This window comes from Planctomyces sp. SH-PL62 (genome assembly GCF_001610895.1).
Classification (GTDB): Bacteria; Planctomycetota; Planctomycetia; order Isosphaerales; family Isosphaeraceae; genus Paludisphaera.
On the sequence record NZ_CP011273.1, the window covers coordinates 1,072,080 to 1,095,444 of the forward strand.

Annotated in this window: 15 protein-coding genes; 10 read left to right on the plus strand and 5 right to left on the minus strand. The window is 68.7% G+C overall.

Translation table 11 applies throughout. From position 1 onward, the window contains the following. Nucleotides 1-3 precede the first annotated feature (3 nt). From VT85_RS28945 to VT85_RS04200, 3 genes are read right to left on the minus strand one after another with little or no spacing between them, the layout of a single operon-like run. Nucleotides 4-3,687, minus strand: coding sequence for an efflux RND transporter permease subunit (locus tag VT85_RS28945; protein ID WP_082858346.1), 3,684 nt, complete (start codon nucleotides 3,685-3,687; stop codon nucleotides 4-6). A 54-nt stretch (nucleotides 3,688-3,741) separates the two neighbouring features. Then, entirely contained in the window at nucleotides 3,742-5,076 is a 1,335-nt protein-coding gene (locus VT85_RS04195; protein WP_068410954.1) for an efflux RND transporter periplasmic adaptor subunit, read from the minus strand. A 29-nt stretch (nucleotides 5,077-5,105) separates the two neighbouring features. Next, on the minus strand, nucleotides 5,106-5,831 hold the full coding sequence (locus VT85_RS04200; RefSeq protein WP_068410958.1) for a TetR/AcrR family transcriptional regulator: 726 nt from the start codon (nucleotides 5,829-5,831) through the stop codon (nucleotides 5,106-5,108). A 269-nt stretch (nucleotides 5,832-6,100) separates the two neighbouring features. Here VT85_RS04200 and VT85_RS04205 point away from each other — a divergent pair, with 269 nt between their 5' ends. From VT85_RS04205 to rsgA, 6 genes are all read left to right on the plus strand, one after another. After that, nucleotides 6,101-8,947 (plus strand): PSD1 and planctomycete cytochrome C domain-containing protein, encoded by a 2,847-nt coding sequence (locus VT85_RS04205; protein ID WP_068410961.1) that lies wholly within the window; start codon nucleotides 6,101-6,103, stop codon nucleotides 8,945-8,947. A gap of 30 nt (nucleotides 8,948-8,977) precedes the next feature. Then, the gene (locus VT85_RS04210; protein ID WP_068410964.1) at nucleotides 8,978-10,456 is read left to right on the plus strand and encodes a DUF1501 domain-containing protein; all 1,479 of its coding nucleotides are present in this window, start codon (nucleotides 8,978-8,980) and stop codon (nucleotides 10,454-10,456) included. Further along, nucleotides 10,453-10,656, plus strand: a complete 204-nt coding sequence (locus tag VT85_RS04215; RefSeq protein WP_156512669.1) for a hypothetical protein — start codon at nucleotides 10,453-10,455, stop codon at nucleotides 10,654-10,656. The genes VT85_RS04210 and VT85_RS04215 overlap by 4 nt, the downstream gene beginning before the upstream one ends. A 180-nt stretch (nucleotides 10,657-10,836) precedes the next feature. Beyond that, entirely contained in the window at nucleotides 10,837-13,446 is a 2,610-nt protein-coding gene (locus VT85_RS28240; RefSeq protein ID WP_068410969.1) for a hypothetical protein, read from the plus strand. Between the two features lie 132 nt (nucleotides 13,447-13,578). Continuing rightward, a complete protein-coding gene (locus tag VT85_RS04225; protein WP_068410972.1) occupies nucleotides 13,579-14,025 on the plus strand; it encodes an ACT domain-containing protein in 447 nt (148 codons plus the stop codon). A gap of 81 nt (nucleotides 14,026-14,106) precedes the next feature. Further along, nucleotides 14,107-15,279 (plus strand): ribosome small subunit-dependent GTPase A, encoded by a 1,173-nt coding sequence (gene rsgA / locus VT85_RS04230; protein WP_068410975.1) that lies wholly within the window; start codon nucleotides 14,107-14,109, stop codon nucleotides 15,277-15,279. Nucleotides 15,280-15,314: 35 nt separating this feature from the next. On the opposite strand, the gene VT85_RS04235 is transcribed toward rsgA, so the two are convergent. Next, the gene (locus VT85_RS04235; RefSeq protein WP_197491080.1) at nucleotides 15,315-15,701 is read right to left on the minus strand and encodes a DoxX family protein; all 387 of its coding nucleotides are present in this window, start codon (nucleotides 15,699-15,701) and stop codon (nucleotides 15,315-15,317) included. 406 nt (nucleotides 15,702-16,107) lie between these two features. Here VT85_RS04235 and VT85_RS04240 point away from each other — a divergent pair, with 406 nt between their 5' ends. From VT85_RS04240 to VT85_RS04250, 3 genes are all read left to right on the plus strand, one after another. After that, the gene (locus VT85_RS04240) at nucleotides 16,108-17,250 is read left to right on the plus strand and encodes a WD40 repeat domain-containing protein (RefSeq protein WP_068410978.1); all 1,143 of its coding nucleotides are present in this window, start codon (nucleotides 16,108-16,110) and stop codon (nucleotides 17,248-17,250) included. A gap of 211 nt (nucleotides 17,251-17,461) precedes the next feature. After that, nucleotides 17,462-18,094 (plus strand): sigma-70 family RNA polymerase sigma factor, encoded by a 633-nt coding sequence (locus VT85_RS04245; RefSeq protein WP_068410981.1) that lies wholly within the window; start codon nucleotides 17,462-17,464, stop codon nucleotides 18,092-18,094. Beyond that, nucleotides 18,084-21,086: a protein kinase domain-containing protein gene (locus tag VT85_RS04250; RefSeq protein WP_068410983.1), complete on the plus strand. Its 3,003-nt coding sequence runs from the start codon at nucleotides 18,084-18,086 to the stop codon at nucleotides 21,084-21,086. Before VT85_RS04245 ends, VT85_RS04250 begins: the two co-directional genes overlap by 11 nt. On the opposite strand, the gene VT85_RS29605 is transcribed toward VT85_RS04250, so the two are convergent. Continuing rightward, the gene (locus VT85_RS29605; protein ID WP_068410986.1) at nucleotides 21,058-21,513 is read right to left on the minus strand and encodes an Hsp20/alpha crystallin family protein; all 456 of its coding nucleotides are present in this window, start codon (nucleotides 21,511-21,513) and stop codon (nucleotides 21,058-21,060) included. The genes VT85_RS04250 and VT85_RS29605 overlap by 29 nt on opposite strands. Before the next feature lie 658 nt (nucleotides 21,514-22,171). Between VT85_RS29605 and VT85_RS04260 the strand changes: the two genes are divergently transcribed. Further along, on the plus strand, nucleotides 22,172-23,323 hold the full coding sequence (locus tag VT85_RS04260; protein ID WP_068410988.1) for a WD40 repeat domain-containing protein: 1,152 nt from the start codon (nucleotides 22,172-22,174) through the stop codon (nucleotides 23,321-23,323). The last annotated feature ends 42 nt before the right edge of the window (nucleotides 23,324-23,365 follow it).

Consider the following 23,365-nt stretch of genomic DNA (forward strand, 5'->3'; position numbering starts at 1 on the left):
ACCTCACGTCTCGTCGGTTGGTTCGTGGTGGGGCTTCTTGCGGCGGGGACGGACGGCCGCCGCGCCTCGCATCGTCAGCGTCCAGGCGGGCCGCCAGAGGATGCGGAGCGTCAGCACGTCGAGCGTCGTCCGGCCCAGGAATCGGACCCAGGGCGAACTGAAGAATCGGGATTCGCTCGTGGAGTCGATCACGTAGAAGAAGACCGGGGTCAGGACGATGCCGAAGAGGGTGACGCCGAGCATGCCGCTGAAGACGGCCACCCCCAGCGACTTCCGCATCTCCGAGCCCGCCCCGTGGGCGTAGAGCAGGGGGACGACGCCGAGGATGAAGGCCATCGACGTCATGATGATCGGCCGCAGCCGGAGCCGGCAGGCCTCCAGAGTCGCCTCGCGGATCGAGCGGCCCTGGTTGTGGATCAGCTTGGCGAACTGGACGATCAGGATGGCGTTCTTGCTCGCCAGCCCGACCAGCACCACCAGCCCGACCTGGGTGAAGATGTTGATGTCCGTCCCGGCGTTGTGGACCCCCAGCGCCGCGCTGTTGCGGACCCCGACGACCGCGCTGAGCATGCAGAGCGGGACCGAGAGGATCACCGCCAGCGGCATCGACCAGCTCTCGAACTGGGCCGCCAGGACGAGGAAGACCATCGCGATCGAGAAGCCGAAGACGTAGAGCGCCGTGTTCCCCGCCTGCTGCTCCAGGAAGGCCAACTCGGTCCACTCGAAGCTCATCGCATCGGGCAGCTCGCGCTGGGCGAGCCTCTCCATCGCCCGTATCGCGGTCCCTGAGCTGACCCCCGGCACGGCCGAGCCGTTGATCGAGGCGGCCGGATACATGTTGTATCGGGTGAGGATGAGCGGCCCGTTGATCTCCTCGACCCGGGCCACGGCCCCGATCGGGACCATCGTGCCCCGGTCGTTCCGGACCTGGAGCCGGCTGATGTCCTCCTTCTGGTCCCGGTATCGGGGGAGGGCCTGGACCACGACCTGCCAGGTCCGGCCGAACAGGTTGAAGTCGTTGACGTAGAGCGAGCCGAGGTACGCCTGGAGCGTCTGGAAGACGTCGCGGAGGGGCACCCCTTTCACGAGGCAGGCGTCGCGGTCGACGTCGAGGAAGATCTGGGGGACGTTGGCGCGGAAGACGGACGTGAGCCCGTCGACCGCCGGCGACCGTCCCGCCGACCCTCCCCCCGTCAGCCCCTCGATCCAGGCCCGGAAGCCTCCCCCGGCGGCCTTGGGCTTCTCGGCCGCCTCCGACTTCGCGGCGTCTTCCGGGGGGATCGGGTCGCCGTCCACGTCGATGCCGGGGTTGGTCGGGCTGACGTTCGCGAGCGCGACCAGCCGCTCGATCTCGCGCTGGAGCCGCGCGGGGCCGAGGTCGCCGCGGTCCTCGACCATGAGCATCCAGCCCCCGGCGCGTCCGGCGCCTCGGATCGGCGGCGGCCCGAACATGGAGACGTTGGCCTCCGGGACGGCCGCCGCGAGCTTGCCCCGGAGCTTGTTCATGATGACTTCGTAATACAGGTCGTTGGTCCGCCGCTTGCTGAAGGGCTCGAGCGTGACGAACATCGTGCCGAAATTCGACCCGAACGCACTGAGCAGGAGCGACTGCCCCGAGATCGCCACCGTCGACGCCACGCCCGGCTCCTCGCGGACGATCGCCGCGATCTTGCGCAGGGTCGCGCGGGTCCGCTCCAGCGAGGACGAGTCCGGGAGCTGGATGTTCGTCAGCATATATCCCATGTCTTGCGACGGGACGAACCCCCGGGGCGTCTTGATGAACGTGTCATACGTCAGGAACAGGAGCCCGGCGTAGACCGCGAAGACCAGCATGAAGACCCGCAGCAGCCCGCCGACCAGGCGGGAGTACAGGCCCGCGGTCGCGAGGAAGCCGCGATTGAACAGCGTGAAGAATCGCCCCAGGACGAAGTTCAAGGGACCGGCGAACGTCCAGAGGGCCAGGCCGCCGATCACCGCGGCGACCGCTTCGGCGGCCTGCTCGGGGCTGGCGCCCAGGCGGAGCATCAGGTCGCCCGCCGAGTCCAGGACCGAAGCGCGGTGGACCGCCTCGGCCCCCGCTCGCTCGAAATAGGGGAGCAGCCTGGGGCTCAGCGAGGTGTAGCCCAGCCAGGCCCCGATCCCGGCCAGCACGAAGCGGGGGAGCGCCTGATACTCCCCCTTCCCCCGGGGCTTGAGGAGCATCGCCGCCAGCGCCGGGCTCAGGGTCAGCGAATTGATCGTCGAGAGGATCGTCGCCGAGGCGATCGTCAGGGCGAACTGGCGGAAGAACTGGCCGGTGATCCCCGAGATGAACGCGCAGGGGATGAACACCGCCGTCAGCACCAGCCCCACCGCCACCACCGGCGAGGAGACCTCCGACATCGCCTGGATCGTCGCCGCTCGGGGCGTCAGGCCCCGCTCGATGTGGTGCTCGACCGCCTCGACCACGACGATCGCGTCGTCCACCACGATCCCGATCGCCAGCACCAGCCCGAACAGCGTCAGGTTGTTCAGGCTGAACCCCATCCCCAGCATCACCGCGAAGGTCCCGACGATCCCCACCGGGACCGCCACCAGCGGGATCAGGGCCGACCGCCAGTTCTGCAGGAACAGCAGCACGACCAGGGCCACCAGAACCACCGAGTCCATCAGGGTCTTGAAGACCTCCTGGATCGACTCGCGGATGTAAGGGGTGGTGTCGTAGCGGATGACGTAGTCGAGGCCCTCGGGGAAGTCTTGCTTCAGCTCCGCGATCTTCGCGCGGACGACGTCGGCCGTCTCCAGCGCGTTGGAGTCCGGGAGCATGAAGACGGCCATGTTGGCCACGGGCTGGCCGTTGATCTCGCTGTCGATGTCCAGGCTGCGGGCCCCCAGCTCGATCTCCCCCAGGTCGCGGATGCGGACGACGCGGCCGTCTCGGGTCCGCTTGACGATCACGTCGCCGAACTGGTCGACGTCTTCAAGTCTCCCCAGGGTGTCGATCGTGAACTGGGTGCGGGAGCCGCCCGCCTCCGACGACTGGCCCACCGATCCGGCGGCGACCTGCGCGTTCTGCTCGCGGAGCGCCGCGACGACGTCGCCGGCGTTGAGCTCGCGCATCGCCAGCTTGTCCGGGTCGAGCCAGATCCTCATGCTGTAGTTGCGAGTCCCAAGGACTCCGACGTCGCTGATCCCCGGGAGCCTCGCCATCTCCTCGCGGATGTGCATGAGCGCGTAGTTGCTCAGGTAGAGCTGGTCGTACCGGGCGTCGGGCGAGAAGAGCCCGATCGAGAGCAGGATGTCGGGCGACCGTTTGCGGGTCGTGACGCCGGTGGCCTTGATGACGTCGGGGAGCATCGGGACCGCCAGGGCCACCCGGTTCTGCACCAGGACCTGCGCCAGGTTCAGGTCCACCCCCTGCTTGAACGTGACGGTCAGCGTGTAGTTGCCGTCATTGGTGGACTGGGACGACATGTACATCATGTCGTCGACGCCGTTGACCTTCTGCTCGATCGGCGAGGCGACGGTGTCGGAGACCACCTGCGCGTTGGCCCCCGGATACTGGCAGGAGACCATTACGGTCGGCGGCGCGATCTGGGGGAACATCGCGACCGGCAGGCTGTAGAGCGACAGCGCGCCGGCCAGCGTGATCACGATCGAGATGACCGAGGCGAAGATCGGCCTGTCGATGAAGAATCGCGTGAACACGTGGCATTCATCTCGTCGAGGTCGTGGCGTCTAAGCGTCGCTGCAGGGGCTCGATCAGGGGGCCTTCTTGGCGGCGGACGCCGGGGCCGTGGCCGGGGATGGGGCCGTGGCCGGAGAGTTGGCCGGAGCCGGGTCCACGACCGATGCGGGCGGCGGCGGGGCGTCGGCCCCGCCGGGCTCGGGATCGAAGGGGCGGGCCGTCACCGGCGCGTCCTTGCGGAGTTTCTGGAGGCCGCTGACCACGACGAGGTCGTCGGGCTTGATCCCTTCGGAGACTTCGCGAAAGCCGTCGACGAGCACGCCGATCCGTCCGAGGTCGACGAGCGAGTGGGTGTACTTGGGGATGGGCGAGCCGTCCCGATTCGTCAGCGGCTTGCCCGCCTTGTCCGTGAAGAACTCCGGCTCACCGTCCTTCACCGCCCGCCGCAGGACGTACACCTTCTTCGCCCCCTGATCGGAGGTCAGGGCTTCCTCACGCACAAGGAGCGCCGGGTGCGGCTCGCCGATCGGGAGCTTGACGCGGACGAAAAGGCCCGGGGTGAACAACCCCTTCGGATTGTCGAGGCGGGCGCGGAAGCGGAGGGTCCCGGTGTTCAGGTCGACGCGGTTGTCGGTGAAGTCGACGACCCCCTTGTGACGGAAATCGGGCTCGTCGGACAGGGCGATCTCGACGGGCGTCTGTTGCTCGCTCCCGGCCCCGCGCGACTGGAGGAGGCGGCGGATCCGCAGCATGGCCGCCTCGTTGACGTCGAAATAGACGTAGATCGGGTCCTGGCTGACGACGAAGGTCAGGGGCGTGACGTCGGCCTGCACCAGGTTGCCGGGGTCGACCTGTCGTCGGCTGAGTCGACCCGAGATCGGGGACGAGACGCGGGTGAACTGGAGGTCGAGTTGGGCGAGGTCGTGGGCGGCCTTGGCCGTCCCCACCGCCGCCACGGCCTCGGCGTGGTCGAACGCGTAGCGGTCGTACTCCTCGCGGCTGATCGAAAGGCCTCGGTCGTAGAGAACCTTGGCCCGCTGGAACTCGTTGCTGAGCCGCTTGGCCCGGGTCTCGGCCTGCTCCAGCTCCGCGTGGGTCCGATCGGCCGCGGCCTGGAACGGCCGGGCGTCGATCTGGAACAGGACGGAGTCCTTGTCGACCTGCTGGCCGTCCTGGAAGTACACCTGGTTGAGATAACCGGAGACCCGCGCCCGGATCTCGACCGACATCACCGCCTCGGTCCGCCCGGGGAAGGTCTCGAAGTCCAGGACCTCGCGGCTGATCGGCCGTTCGAAGAGGACGAGGTCCGGCGGCCGCGCCGCCGGGGCCGTCGAGGAGGCCGCGTTCCCGCAGCCCGCGACGGTTCCGCATGCCAACATCGCCAGCCCGATCCAGATCCGACGATCCATATCGATCACTCCTCGCGTCGTCCGGTCACTCACTCGTCGGCTCCCCCTCGGAATCCCCGTTCGGCCTCGTTCCGACGTCCCGGGCCGGTCCCGCCCGCCGACAGGTCGGCGTCCTTGAGACGCTCCCGTTCGACGTCCGACAGGATGCCCCGGAAGACGACGTCCAGGATGTCCCGGGCCTGCTCGGCGACAGGTTTCGCCGCGCCGGCAAAGTAGTTGGTGAACATGGTTCCGTAGATCAGGTTGCCGATCACGTCGCTGATCTGCTCCGGGGGGATCGCCCGCAGCCGCCCCTCTTCGGTCAGGGTTCCATAGAGCTTCCGCCACTGCTGGCCGTGCTCCTGGCGGTGTTCGATGTAGGTGGGGCGGGTCCGATCCTTGAACTGGGCCCGTTCCTGGATCAGCAGCTCGACGTACTCGGGATGCTCGGCGAAGAAGGTCAGGAACGCCAGAATGCCCCGAGCGATCCTTTCCAGCCCGTCCTCTAGACCAGCGACATTCGCCTCGACTTGGGCCGAGAGCGCCCTCATCACCCGATCCGCGGCGGCCAGGAAAAGCTCCCGCTTGCTCGGGAAATAGCGGTAGATCGTCCCCTTGCCGACCCCCAGGCGATCCGCCAGCTCTTGCGTCATGGCGTCCGAAAAGCCATGCTCCGCGAAGAGTTCCGTCGCCTTGCAGAGGATCTGCTCGCGACGCGCCGCGGCGTCCTTCCCCGGCGCCCGGCCTTTCAGTTCATTCTTGGACGCGGCGCTCATGGTGGGCTCGTCAAGGAGGGGACGGACCGGTCAGTCCGAGTATTATGAGCTTCGGGATTGTAAAATCAACCTTAAACATTCGGGGTTGATTTCGAGGGAAGGGGCGTCGATGATGAAATCGACCCGGCCGACGAGAGCCGATGCGCGCAGGCCCTCGCATCGTCCCTCGCCCCGCCTCCGCCCCCCCCCGCGGAAACCGCTCCCGCCGTCGACGACCGGTCGACTGGAACCATCCCAAACCTCCAGCCGAAAAGAAGCGGAGCCGAACCATGGACAAGCCCGCCGTCAGCCGGGAACGGCTTCGACGACCCCTCCGAACGATCGCCGTCGTCGCGGCGGTCATCGCGACCTCCGCCTACTCCATCCGGGCGCAGGAGCCGCTCGCGTCGGGAGCGAAACCCTCGCCCGAGGCGGTTGAGTTCTTCGAGACCTCGGTCCGGCCGGTCCTGGTCGAGTCGTGCCAGAAGTGCCACGGCCCGGAGAAGCAGAAGGCCGACTTCCGGGTGGACAGTCGCGAAGCGATCCTCAAGGGGGGCTCGCTCGGACCGGCCGTCGTCCCCGGCGACCCCGGCGAATCGCCGCTGCTGCAGGCCCTCACCCACGGCGAGGACGAAGACCTCAAGATGCCGCCCGACGCCAAGCTCCCGGACCCGGCGATCGAAGCCCTCACCCGATGGGTGGAAATGGGCGCGCCGTGGGGCGAGTCCCCCTCGGACCGGGCCGCGACCGCCGATCCGGCGGAGGAGCACTGGGCTTTTCAGCCTTTGAAGGAGTCTCCGCTCCCCGAGGTCCAGGATCGGGGCTGGGTCAAGACGCCCGTCGACGCCCGCATCCTCGCCCGTCTCGAACGGGAAGGGATGACGCCGTCGCCGCCCGTCGATCGTCGGACCCTGCTCCGCCGCGCCACGCTCGACTTGCTGGGCGTCCCCCCCACGATCGAGGAGATCGAGGCGTTCGAAGCCGACCCGTCGCCCGACGCCCTCGCGACGGTCGTCGACCGACTCCTGGCGTCCCCGCTGTACGGAGAGCGCTGGGGAAGGCACTGGCTGGACGTCGCCCGCTATGCCGACACGAAAGGCTACGTCTTCCAGGAGGAACGCAAGTATCCCTACGCGTTCACCTATCGGGACTACGTGATCGACGCCTTCAACGCAGACCTGCCGTTCGATCAGTTCATCGTCGAGCAACTGGCGGCCGATCAACTCCCGGCCGACGGCGACCCGAACCGACTGGCCGCAATGGGCTTCCTGACGGTCGGCCGCCGGTTCCTCCAGGATAAGAACGAGATCATCGATGACCGGATCGACCTCGTCGGCCGTGGGCTCCTGGGCATGACGATCGCCTGCGCCCGCTGCCACGACCACAAGTTCGACCCGATCCCGACCGAGGACTACTACTCGCTCTACGGCGTTTTCGCCAGCTCGGTGGAGCCGGCCGAACTCCCCCGGCTCGACGGCGACTCGGCCGCCGACTCGGTCGAGATCCAAGAACTGGAGAAGCGACTCGCCGAGGCCCGGAAGGTCCGCGACGACTTCAAGGCCGCCCGCCGGGCCGAGGTCGTCGAGGACTTGCAGGCCCGAGGTTCCCTCTACCTGAAGGCCGCCTACGACGTCGGCTTCGACCCCCGTGCGACCCGCGCGGACGAGCGGGCCGCGAAGGACGGACTGACGCCGCTCCGGTTGAGGCTGGCCGCCCGCCTCTGCAAGACGAAGTTCGACTCGCCGGCCGCCGACGCCGACCCCGTGCTAGCCCCCTGGAAGCTGTTCCAGTCCCTCTCCAGCGAGGAGTTCTCCGCGAAGGCGCCCGAGGTGCTCGCGAAGCTCGACCAGCGGGCGCAGGCCGAGCCGGCGTCGATCCATCCCCTGATCCTCGCCTCGATCCGCGAGGCGAAGCCGACCGACATGAACCAGGTCGCCGCCTGCTACTCGGCCGTGCTGGCCGGGCTCGAGGAACGGCTCCGCGCGGCCGGCGACAAGAAAGCCGAGCCCCTGGCCGAGCCCGATTGGGAGTCGCTCCGCCAGGCGTTCCACGCGCCGGGAGGCCCTCTCATCCCGGACCCCGGCGAGGACCGCGGCCTGATCGACCGGGCCCAGCGCGAGGAGCTTCGGAAGCTGGAGAACAAGGTCGCCGAGGTCGACAAGGCGGCGGCCGGCAAGATCCGACGGGCGATGGTCATGAACGACGCCCCCGAGCCGGTCGAGCCCCGCGTCTTCATCCGGGGCAACGCCGGGAGGCCGGGCAAGGTGGTGCCTCGCCAGTTCCTCAAGGTCCTGAGCGAGCCCGACCGCAAGCCCTTCGAGAAGGGGAGCGGCCGGCTGGAGCTGGCCCAGGCGATCGTCGGCCGGGCCGCTCCGCTGTCCGCCCGCGTGATCGTGAACCGCGTCTGGCGCTGGCACTTCGGCGAAGGGCTGGTCGACAGCCCCAGCGACTTCGGCGTCAAGACCGACCCCCCGTCGCATCCCGAACTGCTCGACGAGCTGGCGGCGGGATTCCTCGCGGACGGCTGGTCGATCAAGAGCCTTCATCGCAAGATCATGCTCTCCAACACCTACCAGCAGGCGAGCGCCCTCCGGCCCGACTGCCTGGAAAAGGACGCCCGCAACCGCCTCGTCTGGCGGTTCAACCGTCAGCGGCTCGACTTCGAGTCCCTCCGCGACTCGATCCTGGCCGTATCCGGCGCGCTCGACCCGGCGCGGGGAGGGCCGTCGGTGACCTTCGACGGGTCGTCGAACCCGCCCCGGCGTACGGTCTACGGCTTCATTGACCGGCAGAACATGGATGGGGTGTACCGGACCTTCGACTTCGCGATCCCCGACGCCACCAACCCGCGCCGGTTCGTGACGACGGTCCCCCAGCAAGCCCTGTTCCTCATGAACAGCCCGTTCGTGCAGGAGCAGTCTCGGCGACTGGCTTCGGCCGTCGAGCAGGCTGATCGCGCCGAGGCGGTGCGATCGGTGTACGAGCGGGTGCTCGGCCGCCGCCCCGACGAACGCGAGGCGGCGCTCGCGACGGCCTTCCTCGACCGCCCGGCGGCCGAGGGGGAGGCGACGCCGCCGCCGCTGGCGCAGCTCGCCCAGGTGCTCATGCTCACGAACGAATTCCTCTACATGGACTGATCCGGTCGTCCGGGTCCGAGGGCTCCTACGATGTCGCACGTCCCCAACAGGCTTCAAGACGGTGTCTCCACCCGTCGCGAGATGCTCTGCCGCTCCGGCGTCGGCTTCGGCTCGCTCGCCCTTGGCGCGCTGCTTTCGGAGGCGGGCGGCCTGGGCCGGGCGGCCCGCGCCGCCGACGCGGCCGCGCCGATCAAGGGAGGGGTCGGGGTCAACCCGCTCCTCCCCAGGACGGCGCCCGCCGCCGCGAAGGCCAAGCGGGTCGTCCATCTGTTCATGAACGGCGGGATGTCGCACGTCGACACGTTCGACCCCAAGCCGGCCCTCGCCAGGCACCACGGCAAGGAGGTCCCCAGCAACCTCCCCACCGAGCGCAAGACCGGCGCGGCGTTGGCCTCGCCTTACAAGTTCCGCAAGTACGGCGAGAGCGGCCTGGAGATCAGCGAGATCTTCGAACGCACCGCCCAGATGGCCGACGAGCTCTGCGTGGTCCGGTCGATGCACGCCGACGTCCCCAACCATGAGCCCTCGCTGATGCTCATGAATTGCGGCGAGGCGCGGCAGGCCCGGCCGAGCCTGGGCTCCTGGGTCCTCTACGGCCTTGGGACGGAGAACCAGAACCTCCCCGGCTTCCTCGTCATGTGCCCCGGTGGGTATCCGATCGCCGAGTCCCAGAACTGGCAGTCGGCGTTCCTGCCGGGCGTCTATCAGGGGACGTACCTCGACAGCAACAACACGGACATCGAGAAGCTGATCGCCCACATCCGGAGCCACGGCGTCGGCCCCCGCACCCAGCGCGCCCAGCTCGACCTCCTGGCCGAACTGAACCGCGAGCACCTGGATCGCCGTCGGCACGAGGCCGACCTGGAGGCGCGCATCCAGTCGTTCGAGCTGGCCTACCGCATGCAGTCGGAGGCGGCCGACGCGTTCGACGTCGACCGCGAGCCCGAGCACGTCCGGGCGCTCTACGGCCCCGGCGTCCACGCCCGGCAACTGCTGGCGACCCGCCGGCTCCTGGAACGCGGCGTCCGGTTCGTCCAGCTCTGGCACGGCGCGGGCCAGCCCTGGGACCACCACGACGACCTGGAGACCGGCCACCGCGAACTGGCCCGCCAGTGCGATCAGCCGATCGCCGCCTTCCTGTTCGACCTCAAGCAGCGCGGGATGCTCGACGATACGCTGGTCGTCTGCACCGGCGAGTTCGGCCGCACGCCGACCGTCGAACTCCCCACGCCCGGCGCCAACGCCGGCAAGATGAACGGCCGCGACCACAACCATTACGGCTTCACGGCCTGGCTGGCCGGCGGCGGCGTCAAGAAGGGACACGTCCACGGCGCGACCGACGAGCTGGGCTTCCAGGCGGTCGAGGACAAGGTCCACGTCCACGACCTCCACGCCACGATCCTCCACCTGCTGGGCTTCGACCACGAGAAGTTCACGTTCCACTACGCCGGGCGCGACTTCCGCCTGACCGACGTCCACGGCCGCGTCGTCCACGAAATCATCGCATGAGCATGAGTGCGAGACTCCTTTCCCCCCGCCGACTCCAGGCCCTGGGCATGGTCGCCATCGGAGCCCTGGCGGGGTTCGCCATCGCCACATCCTGGGGCCGGTTCGCGACCGCGCCGTCGGCCGACGCCCCCCCGGCGGCCGACGTCCGCGAGGCGGGGCCGGACGACCTCACTCCGCCGGGACCGGCCACCGCCGAATGATCGGCGGGGCGACGTGTTGGCGCGGGGCGGCGGCGGTCATACGATGAGGGTTGATCCGGCCCCGAGAGGGCTCGTCGGCGAAGGGTCGCGGGGGGCCGCGATCGGCCCGCGCGAGACCCGGGAAGCCCGGAACGCGGCGACGCGGCTTGCACACCCCGGACACCTCACGAGGACCGCCCCGTGCGACGACTCCTGTTCGAACCGCCCCTCCCAGCCGTCCGCCCGGCCTCCTGGGCCGCCGCCTTGCTGGCCACGGCGCTCGTCGGCTCCGCCTTCGTCGTCGTCGCGGGGGCGCAGACGGCCCCCGATTCGGCCCCGGCCGTCGCGAGCCCGGCGTCTGTCGCGTCCAGCGATAAGGCTCCGGCCGCTTCGTCGAGGTCCTCGGCGTCCTTCATCCCCCGCGACAAGCTGACGATGTACGTCGAGTTCGACGGGCTCGACGCCCACGAGGAGGCCTGGAGCAAGACCGCCGCCTATCGCATGCTGAACGACACGCCGCTGGGCGGGATGCTCGCAGAGGTCGGCGTGCCGCTTTTCGAACGATTCGCGGTCTGGCTCCCGAATCGAAAGATCAACGGCGACGAGGCGGTGGCGATCGTGAAGCACCTGGCCCGCAAGGGCTTCGTGCTCGCCTCCCACGCCGACCCGTCGGCCCCCCGGGGCTATCGCTCCGTCCTGGTGCTGAGGGGGGCCGTGTCCAAGGAGGCCAAGCCCCTGTTCGGCCGCCTGATGGGTTCGTTCATGGATCCCGCGGTCAAGCCCCGGATTGACCGCAAGTCGGGGCGCCCGGTCGTCACCGTCCCCGCGGCCGAAGCCGACCCCAAGGCGCCCGATCAGGGCTGGACCTGGTGGGACGAGGCGGGCGACCTCGTCATCGGGCTCGCCCAGCCGTCCGACGCCGAGGCCGTCCTGGCGACGCTCGACGGCAAGACCCCGAGCCTGTCGGGATTCGAGCCGGTCGAGGCGCTCAAGAAGTCGGACGACGGCCTTGAACCGATCCTGACCGCCTACCTCCAGCCGGTCGAAATGCGGGCGGCGATGGGGGATGCGGCACCGTTGGTGGTCCCCGTGGATTCGGGCGTGCGGCGGATCGAGTATCGCTGGGGCTTCCAGGCCGAGGCCCTGGCCAGCGTGACCCGGATCGTGGCCCCGAAGCCCCGAACCGGTGCGCTGGCGTTCCTGGATTCGCCTTCGTTCGAGGCCAAGAAGCTGCTCCCGATCCCCGACAACGTGGAATTCTTCGCGTCGGCGTCGCTCAAGCCGGAGCAATGGTCGGCGTTGATGTCCGGGATGCTCAGCGAGGGGGCCGCGAAGGAGCATTACGACGCGATCGTCGAGAGCGTGCAGGCCCGAAGCCGCATGGACTTCGAGAAGGACCTGCTTGGAAATCTCGGCCCCCGGGTGGTCGTCTATCTGGCGCCCAGCACCTCCGCGGCGACCGTCGAGGACGCGCCGGCGCCGAACCTGAGCGACCCGACCGCCCTGCTGAGTGCGCTGGGCCCGAGGATGCCCAAGCCCGTGCTCGTCGCCGAAGTGGGCGATCCGGCCCGCTTCAGCCGGGCCCTCGATGCGGTCATGCTCGAAGTCAACAAGCAGATCAAGACCGTGGCGGCCGAGCAGATCGCCGAGGCCGTCAAGGCCGAGGCCGCCGCGCAGCCCGGCCAAGGTCCCGGCGGGCCGGGAGGCCCGGGGGCCGACCGCAAGGAGCGCGCCCGCGAGGAGGCCGCGATCCCCGAATTCCGGCTGATCCCCGCCACGGGAGGCGAATCGGCGCGCACCTATATGTTCAACGTTCCCACGTCGTCGCCGTTGAAGACCTTCCCCGCGGGCTTCAAGCCGACCGTCCGGCTCGAAGGGAATTTCGTGGCCGTCTCGACCTCGCCCGAAGCGGCCCGGCTGGCCGTGGAGTCGCTCCGCCGCAAGCCGTGGACCCCCGCCGAGGACGTCGCGCAGGCCCTGGCGAAGACCCCGGACGACGCGGTCCTGCTCCTGTACGGCGACTTCCGCGAGAACAACTCGGCCGTCCTCGCCAGCCTCCCCGGCACCTTGCAGACCGGCATCAACACGGCGATCGCCCTGAGCGAGCGGATCATGAACCCACCGGAACCCGCCGTCGCCCAACCCGGCCGCGGCCCAGGCTATCCGGGGGGACCGGGCGGACCGGGCGCTCCCAACCTGCCGGGGATCTCTTCCAGCTCATCGCGGGGGATGGACTCGACGTCAGGCCCCGGAGGCAGGAACTCCTCGTCGATGGGGATGAGCTCGATGCGAGGCTCGGGCGGACCGGGAGGTCCCGGAGGGCCGGGCGGCATGGCGTTCGGCGGACAGCCGGGCGGCCCGAACGCCGCTCCCGCGTTGAGCGGGGCCGATGGGACGATGATCCAGATCCGGGTCGATCCGGCGCATCTTCCGAAGTCGGACGAGCTCAAGGCCCTGATGTTCCCGTCGACGACCACCGTGGCCGTCGATGACGAGTCGATCCGCATCGCGACCCACGGCGCCTTCCCGGACGTGACCGCCCTCGTGGGAGCGCGGGGATTCCTGCCCGCCTTGCTGGCGCCGGCGATCGCCAACGCCCGCGCCGCCGCCAAGGCCAGGGCCGAGGCCGCGGCCGCGCAGCCCGACGCGGGCGGCCAGGGCCAGCCCGGCGGCGCGTTGGGGCCCGGTGGCCCGGGGAGGCCCGGAGGCCCTGGCGGTCCCGGCGGTCCCGGCGTCCCCGGAGCGCCTGGAGCCCCGGGGGGGCCGGGGGCTCGGGGACCGGGCTCGGAGCGGGCCGGTCGGGATCGTTGATTCGCCGCAGCCAGGTGGATTCGCGGCCGTCCCCGTCGCGCCGACCGGGGACGGTCTTTCCTCGCGAAGCCGATCGGCGCGCTTCGGTCAAGCCGTCGTCCTGAATCCTCTCTCGAATCGGAGGACTTATCGATGGAACTCGTCAACGAAGTCACCGCCCACCTCGAGAACAAGCCCGGCCGACTCGCGAAGATCTGCTCCACGCTCGCCGCGGAGAAGATCGACCTGCTGGCCATCAGCGTCATGGAGACTTCGGGCCCCAGCGTCCTCCGCTTCGTGACCTCGGACCTCGAGGCGACCAAACGGGTGCTCACTTCGCTGGGGACCGAGTACACCATCGCCGAGGTCCTCGCCCTCCAGATCGACAACCGCACCGGGGCGCTGGCGAGCGTCCTGGAGAAGCTCGCCCAGGAGCATATCAACGTCGAGTACGCTTACGTCTCGTCCGAGTCGAGCCAGGGCAAGGCGATCGGCGTCCTCCGTACGACGAACGTGAAGAAGGCGCAGCAGATCCTGAGAGACGCGGCCGCCCCCGGCTCGGAGAAGTCCGGCGGCCGGCGCCCACTCCACGCGCGCTGAGCCCGGGGCTCGCGCCGAGGCCCCCGGCCCGTGGGCGCCCCGGCGCGAGCCCGTCCCATCCACCACTTGCGAAGGCCCCACGTGGCGAACAAGAAGAAGAAGATCCGGATCGAGCTGAAGAAGAACCGTCAGAAGCGGACTCGCGCGAACGATTTCACGCGAGCGTTCGGCGATCAGGCCCCCGCCGCGGCCGAATCGGTCTCCGGCGAGCGGGTCCGGCCGAAGGGCGAGATGTCGCGGCACCGGACCATCATGGCGGACGCCGCAGAGGCCTCGGCGGCCGATGCGTCCACCGGCGCGCCCGACGACTCCTCCAGTCGACGAGCGGTGGACCAGTCGGCCTGGCTTCCGGGCCGCGTCCTGCGGGTCCACGGGCTGCTCAGCATCGTGGAGACCGACGACGGCCGGACCTTCCCCTGCCACGTCAGGCGTATTCTCAAAAGCATGGCGATCGACGGCCGAAACGTCGTCGCCGTGGGAGACCGCGTCTGGTTCCGTCCTCCCGAAGCGGGGGGCGAGGAAGGCTTCATCGAGCGTGTCGAGACCCGCGAGGGGGTCGTCACCCGGAGCTATCGCGGCCGGAGGCACGTTCTGGCCGCCAACGTCGACTCCGTGTTCATCGTCTCGGCGCTCGCCGAGCCGGGGCTCAAGCTCAGCCTGGTCGATCGCTATCTCGCCGCGGCGGAGATCGGCCGCGTCCGCCCCATCATCATCCTGAACAAGGCCGACCTGGTGGACGTCTCGCTCTATCAGTGGGTCGTCGGCCTATACACGCAACTCGGCTACGAGACCATCGTCACCTCGGCCGCCGACGGTCGTGGCATCGACCGCCTGCGCGAGCTGCTGCGGCAAGGGGTCACGGCCATCTCGGGCCAGAGCGGCGTCGGGAAGAGTTCGCTGCTGAACACCATCCAGCCGGGCCTCAACCTCCGCGTCAACGAGGTCTCCGACTGGACGTCCAAGGGCAAGCACACGACGACCACCGCCGAATTGATCCGGCTCGAAGGCGGGGGATACGTCGTCGACACCCCCGGCCTGCGACAGTTCGAACTCTGGGGCGTCATGCCCGCCGAGCTTGAGGGCTGCTTCGTCGAATTCCGCCCTTACATCCCCCTCTGCCGATTCCCCGATTGCTCCCACACCCATGAGCACCGCTGCGCCGTCAAGGACGCGGTCTACTGGGGATGGATCCACTCGGGCCGCTACGAGAGCTACTTGAAGCTCTACCACCAGAAGCCCGACGACGGCACCTGAGCGCCGAGGACGCCGCGTCTCCTTCTCATCCCTACTTAATCGGCCACCAAAGGGACGAGGGCGCGGAGCTTGCGGTCGCGGAGGTAGAGTCCGAGCCAGGCGATGACGCCGACGACGACCGGCACGAAGAACATCCCGTCCTGGGCCTGAACGTGGGTCGCCACCGCGCCGCCGAGGTAGGCCAGCATGAGGAGGCCGCCGAGGTAGCGGGTCTTCGGGACGAGGTAGAGGACGAACAGCGTCAGCTCGATGACGCCGAGCGGCAAGGCGGAGCCGGCGGGATAGGTCTTTGACCAGTCTTCGATGAACCCCTTGGGCTGGGCGATCTTGAAGTAGGCGCTGGGCACGAACGGGACGGCGAGGAGGCCCGAGAGCACCCAGCCGGTCACACGCTGCCAGTTCGGAATCGGGTCCGTCATCATGGTTATCGCACCTGAACGGTTGTTCTTTGGATAGATGCGACGCTTGTAACGTCCATTCGGCCCGACTGCAAGACAGGTTCCCGGCAAAGGGAATCCAGCCCGAAATTTTCGCGGCGCTTTCGAGGCCCGTTCCTCGACTAGAGACGAAGACGAAAGGGCTGATCGGGCCGGTCGGGTGGAACGACGCCCGATCGGTCCGGACGGATCTTGCCTCGCGGCGGCGTGGGAGATCCTTGCCCTCGGCCTCAAGAAACGGGGGCGGTCGTCGAATCCTCAACGTGTGACCCGCACGATTCCCGATGCGAGAAGATCGCGGTCAAAGAGCCTAAGGGCGGCTCGCGTCACGCGAGGGCGGGCTGGGGGAAGGGATTCCGCGTCCAGGCGAACCAGAGGAGTTGGGAGAGCCATGCACGACGATCGAACCCTCGACCTCATGCGGAGTCAGGCGGCGGACGGTGCGGGCCGCGTCCGTGCCGGTCGAGTACGGCTGGCGTGGCTGAGCTGGGAGGCGGCGCTTTTTCTCCTGGTCTCGGCGATCGTCGCGATCATCCTCACGGCCAGGCTCGACGAGGTCGACGAGCCCGCTTCAAGCGGGACGCGCACCATCGGGGGCCACGACGTCCTGCTGGAGTGCCTGGCGCTGGGGGCCGGACGCGACGTTTTGATCTCGTCCGGTCGAGACGACACCGTAAGGTTCTGGGACCTGGACCCGAGCAAGCCCACCTGGCAACGGGAGCTGCTCAGCCTTCCGCACGGCACGCACCCTTACGCTCTGTCCCCAAGCCCCGACGGTCGCTATCTCGCCGTCGGCGGGTCGAACCTTTTGACGTTGTGGGAGGCCCGCCCGGAAGGTTGGGAAGTGGTCGCGACGAAGGAGGGGACCGGCTCACGCTATCTGGCCTTCTCCCCCGATTCGCGGACGCTCGCGATCGGCGGCGAGGACGGGGAGGTTCGGATCCTCGCGGCTCCGTCTCTGGCCGAGGCGGCCGTCCTCCGCGGGCTGACCGACATGGTGCATGCCGTGGGATTCTCGACGGACGGAGCCACCGTGGCCGCCTCGTCGTTCCGGGGCGAGTTCCTTCACTGGAACTGGAAGACCGGGCGTGAGGAGCCCCTCTCGCGCCAGTTGGGCCGCGTCGACTGTTTCGCGTTCGCTCCCGACGGCCGCTCCCTGGCCACCGCCCCATGTCGGCCCGGCGCAGGCCCGGAGGAGAGGGGGGCGAAGCTCTGGGACCTGCGCACCGGCGCGCTGCAAGCGACGTTCGGCGAGGAGGGGGGCAACGCGCTGGCCTTCTCGCCCGACGGCGGCCTTCTGGCGGTGGCCGGCCTGGACCAATCGATCCAGGTCTGGGACGTCGGGACGAAAACGCTTCGCGGCGAACTCGACGAGGGCCTGGGCTGGGTGAAGGCCGTCCTGTTCACCCAGGACGGCTCCCGCCTGGCGTACGGCGGTCGTGACGGCGGCATCCGGTTCTGGGACGTGCCGGGCCCTCACGGCGGCGAGCACCTTGGCGCGACGGGCGTGCGGCCGAAGTCGAAGGCCGGGTGACCGAAAACACGAGACCGGGCGACCCTCCTCACCTAACTCCACCGAGTTCCGGCGGAAAACCTTGGGGTGCCACGGGTTCCGCGAACCCGTGGACCGCCGATCGCCGTCTCCCGACCCCCTCGAGATGGTGTTAAGTGAGGACTGTCGACCGGGCGCGTCGAATTCCGTAAGCTCGGATGGATTCGCATCGTCCCGGTCGGAGATCCTCGCGATGAGCCGAGTCGGCGAGACCCCCAGCCCGCCGGTGGAACGCCTGCTGGATCAAGCTCGCGGGGGTGACGGCGCGGCGCTCGGGCTGCTGCTCCAGCGCTATCACAACTATCTGTCGCTGCTGGCGAGGGTGCAGATCGGCCGTCGGATTCAGGCCAAGGTCGACGTCTCGGACGTGTTGCAGGACGTCTCGCTGGAGGTCCATCGTCGGATCGGCGGCTTCCGGGGCGGGTCTGAGGGGGAATTCCTGGCCTGGATGCGGCAGATCCTCGGCGGGGTTCTGGCCGATCAAATCCGTCGGTACCTCGGCGCGAAGCGTCGTGACGTCCGCCTGGAGCGGGAACTGGGGGAGGATCTCGATCGCTCCTCAAGGGCCATGGCTGGACCGTTGGCCGCCGTCGGCAGCTCGCCGAGCGCCCGCGCGTCGCGCCGGGAACAGGCCGTGATTCTGGCCGATGCGATCAACGGCCTCCCCCCCGATTATCGCGAGGTCATCATCCTCCGGCAGCTCGAAGGGCTCAGCTTCCCCGAAGTCGCCGAACGGATGGAGCGCACCCAGGACAGCGTGAAGAACCTCTGGGCCCGCGCCCTCGCCAGACTCCGACGCGGATTGGAGGCGCTCGATGGGGATTGAGCGTCTCGACGAGTCGACCGAATTCCTTTCTCACGATCCGAACGTCGCCGCCGATCCCGACGACCCCCGGCTCGGGCGGGCGCTGGAGGAGTACGAGGCAGCCTGCGCGCGCGGAGAGCGCCCCGTTCGATCGGCCTTCCTCCGCGCGCACGAGGAGATCGCGGGCGATCTGGCGGATTGCCTGGAAGGGCTCGACCGCCTCAAGGGGGCCGGCGTCTGGTTCCAGGGCGGCGTCCCCATGCCTCCCGAACGGCTGGGCGACTACCGGATCATCCGGGAGCTGGGCCGGGGCGGCATGGGGATCGTCTATGAGGCGGAACAGGCTTCGTTGGGTCGTCGCGTCGCGCTCAAGCTGCTGCCGTCCACGTCGGCGATGGATCCCCGGCAGGTCCAGCGGTTCCAGGTCGAGGTTCAGGCGGCGGCCCACCTCAGGCACCCGAACATCGTCCCGATCTACGCCGTGGGATGCGACGCGGGCGTCCATTACTACAGCATGCAATACGTCTCGGGGCGGCCCCTCTCCGCGCTGATCGACGAGCTTCGGCGCGAGCGCGAGGCCCGGCCGGGCTCGCTCCCCTCCTGGGAACCCTCGTCGCGCGAGGGCGGAGGAGCAGGGGCGGGGGAAGGGGAGGGCCGGACGTCGCGGCATGGGACGCCCTTCTTCCGAGGGGTCGCCCGCCTCGGGCTCCAGGCGGCCGACGCGCTGGCGCATGCCCACTCGCTGGGCGTGGTCCATCGCGACGTCAAGCCGGGCAATCTCCTGATCGACGAGGAGGGGGACCTGTGGGTGGCCGACTTCGGCCTGGCCCGCCTGCATGGTGCGTCCGGGCTGACGGCGACCGGCGACCTGATCGGCACGCTTCGCTACATGAGCCCCGACCAGGTCCTCGCGGGACGCGGCGTGGTCGATCATCGCACCGACCTCTACTCGCTGGGCGTCACCCTCTATGAATTGCTGGCCCTGGAGGCGGCATTCCCCGGCGGCGACGTGGCGAGCCTTGTGCAGCGGATCACCGACGAGGAGCCCACGCCCCCCTCGCGATACACCCCCCAGCTCCCTCGCGACCTGGAGACGATCGTCCTGAAGGCGATGGCCAAGGACCCCGGCGGCCGGTACGCCTCGGCCCGCGAGATGGCCGAGGATCTGCGCCGGTTCCTCGACGACAAGGCCATCCTCGCCCGACGCCCGACCCTGGCCGAGCGTGCCGTCCGCTGGACTCGCCGACACCGCCCGATCGCCGCGGCCCTGGCGGCGGTCCTCGTGTTGGCGACGGTCTGTCTGGCGATCAGCACGCTGGTGGTCTGGAACGCCAACTCGCGCATCCAGGGCGAATCCGACGCCCGCCGCCTCCAGCTCGATCGGGCCGAGGTGAACCTGGAGGTGGCCCACCGGGCTTTGGAGCTTTATCTGGACTCGGCCGAGTCGTGGTTCCCACGCGGTCAGGGCGACGACCGGGAGGACGTCGATCTCCTCCGCACCGCCTTGGAGTTCTACGAGCGGATCGCCTCGCGAAACGACCCGAACCGACGAACGATCCAGCGGACCTTCACCGCCTACAGCCGAATCGGCGACATCCGCCTGACCCTCGGCCGGATTTACGAGGCGGAAGACGCCTATCGCCGGGCGATGCACGTCATGCTCGGGGTCCTGGAGGGCGGCCCGGACGACCACCAGGCCGCCGCCCAGCTCGCCGCCGTCCTGCGGAAGTATGCCGAACTGCTGCGTCGGCAGGCCGTCTACGGACCCGGCGAGTGGGCCGTCGACCAGTCCATCAGCCTCTTTCGCAAGATCGTCGAATCCGCCCCCGAGGATCACGGCCGCCGTTTCTCGCTGGCCCAGGCGCTGATCCTGAGGGCGAACATCGAGGGAGAGACCGGCCGCGTGGCGAAGGCCCTCGCCGACTCGAACGAGGCCCTGGAACTCCTCGTTTCGCTGGGAACCCCGGCGGAGAAGGCGTACCCCCCGGCGATCGACCTCAGGAACGAGCTGGCCTCAGCCTACACCGGGCTCGGGGCCTGGCTCCAACTCGGCCGTCGTCGGGCCGAGGCCGAGCAGGCATATCGCAAGGGGCTGGAACAGGTGGAGGAGTTCGGATCGGCACCGTCGTCCCAGCCGGCGGCCCGCGAATCGCTGGCGCGCTGCCACGCCCGGCTGGGAGAGCTGCAACTGGAATCCCGAAGGCACGAGGAGGCCGTCGCATCCCTGGAGCAGGCGGTCGCCGTGCTCCAACGCCTGGCGGCCGACTTCCCCCGAGTCCCCCGCTACAAGCGAGATCTGGCCCGGCTCCACGAACTGCTGAGCCGCCTCTTCTGGGAGACCGACCGGCCCGAGGACTCCGAGGCCGCCCTCAAGACGGCCTATCAGCTCGACCCCAAGCGCGAGGCGTTCGAGCAGATCCGGCTGAACAACATCGCCTGGTATCTCGTGACCACGCCCGATCTCTCGTCTCGAAATCCCTCCCGGGCCGTCGAACTCGCCGAACTGGTCGTCGCCAACGTCCCCGACGCCTGGGCCTGCTGGAACACGCTGGGGGTCGCCCGCTACCGCAATGGCGATTGGGACGGCGCCCGCGCCGCGTTTGAACGCTCGCTCGAACTCAACGCCGACGACAGGGCCTTCGACGGTTTCGGCCTCGCGATGGCGCTCTGGCGGCTCGGCCGGAAGGACGAGGCCCGGCAATGGTATCTTCGCTCGGAGGATTACCGACTTCGGGAACGTCCCAACGATCTGGAATTGCTGCGCTTCCTCGCTGAAGCCCGCGCGCTCATGGGCGAGGCTCCCCGAGACCCGATCGACTCGCCCGGGAACTCCCCGCTCACCATCGCCGAAGCCCTCGCCAGCCCCTGGTTCGGCCTCCCCGCCCGCAGGGTCGAAATCCCGGCTTCAAGCCGAGAGAAAGAAGGCCGCCCCGGGTCACCACGGGACGGCCTTCCCAGAAATGGTCCGGCCGCCGCGATTCCGCTCAGTCCTGGCGGACGTCGATCTTCCTGACCTGCGCCTCCGGTCGCTTTCGAAGGGTCAGCGACAGGACGCCGTTCGCGAGCCGGGCGTCCACGGATTCGGCGTCGAGCGAATCCGGCAGGGTCAGCACCCGCTCGAACCGTCCGAAGGCCCGGCCGTTGTAAGCGTACCGACGCTCCTCCTCGATGCGTCGCTGCGCCCGGATCGTCAGAACCTTCTCATGGATGGAGACGTCCAGGTCTTCAAGAACGACGCCGGGCAAGTCCACCTCAATATGGAGGTGACCTTCGTCGGACCAGATTGACAGCGGAGGCGAGATCGCGTCCGGCCGCGCCGCCGACCCTCTCGTTTGCGCGCCTTCGCCGAAAATCTGGCCGAAAAGCGCATCCAGACGCGAATCCAGGCGGTTGAGACCATTGTCTACCAGAGGGGCTCGATTGGGCATCGTCGTCGACATTGCTCAAATCTCCTGGTTCAAGACTTCCGGGCTTAGGCCCGACGATCTTGGATTCGAGAACCACAACGTCCAGGATCCACCGAACAAAAAACAAGGAGAGCACTCGCCATGCCAAAATTGCCGTGGTTGTCTAAGTCGATTCATGGAAATAAGTTGAGTTTATAAATCGAGCGCCTTCGGCAAGAGTGGGATTCTTCGGTTGGCAGTTTTTGATCTTCGCCTTCGCCAATTTGGCAGTTGCCCGGCGAGAGCGTAAAGCCGGCTGCCTATTCGGGATTTCGAGTCACTAGCCAGCTAATCATGGCGTAGCGTTTAAGTGCATGGATTGCTGGCTTCGTGCGGCTCGCGGAAGAAGATCCTTCCCAGCGGCCACCTGGCACCTAATAATTTAAGAGAAGCGATGTAGCTCCGCGAGGAAAGCTCCGGTCCAGGCGGCCGGAGGTTGTGCAACGGCGAGAGGCGCGGCGTCGTCGGACGTCGGTGCTTCTCTGGGCGAGCCCTTCGCCCATCAAGGCCCTTCCGGGGTCTCGAGATCGTTCGCGAGGAGCCCCGATGCGGGTGGCTTCAAGGACCCTCCGGGCGTCCCTGAACTCCGCTGCGCCTTGTGGGAAGTCCAGAGGAGCCGTCCGGTGAGATTCCGGACCTGAGGAGGTGTTTCGTGCAAGGCGAATGGGATGAGGACGTCGAGCGCAGGGATCTCGATGACGAGATGTCGCAGGGGCGGCGGGTCCGCTTGCCGTTCTTCACTTGGCGGCGGCTCGGCAGCGTCGCGATGATCCTGGCGATCGCTGCCGCGTTCGTGGACGAGGGCGACGCCAGGCCGAGGGAAACGGATGATCGGACGCTGGCGGGGCATCTCGGCCTGATCGAGACGCTTCGATTTTCACCCGACGGCAAGACGCTGCTGACCGCGGGCTGGGATCGAACCGTGCGGATCTGGGACGTCGAGGCGGCGCCGACGGCGGGGTTCGGAGCGGAGTTGGCGTGCTTGACGGTGGACGCCGAGATCTACGCGGCGTCGCTTTCCTCGGACGGCGGGATCGTCGCGGTGGCGGGACTCGACGGGGTGACGCTGTGGAACTGGCGGGAGGATTCGATTCCGCCCCGAACCCTTGACGACGCGGGGCCGTGTCGAGCGCTGGCGTTCTCTCCAGACGACCGGACCCTGGCGGTGGGGGGCTTCGATCATCAGATCCGGATCGTCGATGTGGAGTCGGGACGGGTGAACTCGGTGCTGGCCGGACACGAGGACGTGGTGCGGAAGTTCGCCTTCACCCCGGACTGCCGGGGGTTGATCTCGCTGAGTTATGACGGCCGACTCAAGTGCTGGGATCTTCCCGAAGGCCGCGAATCGACGCGGTTTCACGACCTGAACGACGTTTCTCGGCCCATCCTGACCTTCGCGCTGGCTCCGGCGGGCGACGTTCTGGCCCTCAGCCGATTCAACGAGCGGTTGCGACGGATCGAGATCTGGGATGCGAATCGCGGCCTCCGCAGTGGGTACACGGAGAGCGTCGACCGCGCCGTGCACGCCCTGGAATTCTCGAAGGACGGCGGGGTGCTCGCCTCGTCGGATTCCGACCACCGCATCCGATTCTGGAATTCGGTCACCGGCCGGGCCGCCGGGGCTCTGGAGGGGCGTCAGGGCTGGGTGCGGACGCTCGATTTCTCGGCCGACGGCCGCTGGATCGCCCTTTCGAGCGTGCCGGACCAGGTCCTCTTGAAGCCGATAGGCCTGCCGAACCTTTCGGCGAACTCGACCGCGGCTACGATCCGACACGAACCGTCGGGGACGCCCGGCGACGCCTGAGACGCCTCGCCCGCCGCCCGCGACTGAAGCGCGGGCGGCGGT

What these genes read in the sequence shown, in the direction of transcription:
- VT85_RS04200 (WP_068410958.1), bottom strand. Translation starts at nt 5,831, where the DNA reads ATGAGCGCCGCGTCCAAGAATGAACTGAAAGGCCGGGCGCCGGGGAAG.
- VT85_RS04250 (WP_068410983.1), top strand. Translation starts at nt 18,084, where the DNA reads ATGGGGATTGAGCGTCTCGACGAGTCGACCGAATTCCTTTCTCACGAT.
- VT85_RS04225 (WP_068410972.1), top strand. Translation starts at nt 13,579, where the DNA reads ATGGAACTCGTCAACGAAGTCACCGCCCACCTCGAGAACAAGCCCGGC.
- VT85_RS04245 (WP_068410981.1), top strand. Translation starts at nt 17,462, where the DNA reads ATGAGCCGAGTCGGCGAGACCCCCAGCCCGCCGGTGGAACGCCTGCTG.
- VT85_RS04215 (WP_156512669.1), top strand. Translation starts at nt 10,453, where the DNA reads ATGAGCATGAGTGCGAGACTCCTTTCCCCCCGCCGACTCCAGGCCCTG.
- VT85_RS04195 (WP_068410954.1), bottom strand. Translation starts at nt 5,076, where the DNA reads ATGGATCGTCGGATCTGGATCGGGCTGGCGATGTTGGCATGCGGAACC.
- VT85_RS04210 (WP_068410964.1), top strand. Translation starts at nt 8,978, where the DNA reads ATGTCGCACGTCCCCAACAGGCTTCAAGACGGTGTCTCCACCCGTCGC.
- VT85_RS04240 (WP_068410978.1), top strand. Translation starts at nt 16,108, where the DNA reads ATGCACGACGATCGAACCCTCGACCTCATGCGGAGTCAGGCGGCGGAC.
- VT85_RS04235 (WP_197491080.1), bottom strand. Translation starts at nt 15,701, where the DNA reads ATGATGACGGACCCGATTCCGAACTGGCAGCGTGTGACCGGCTGGGTG.
- VT85_RS29605 (WP_068410986.1), bottom strand. Translation starts at nt 21,513, where the DNA reads ATGTCGACGACGATGCCCAATCGAGCCCCTCTGGTAGACAATGGTCTC.
- VT85_RS04205 (WP_068410961.1), top strand. Translation starts at nt 6,101, where the DNA reads ATGGACAAGCCCGCCGTCAGCCGGGAACGGCTTCGACGACCCCTCCGA.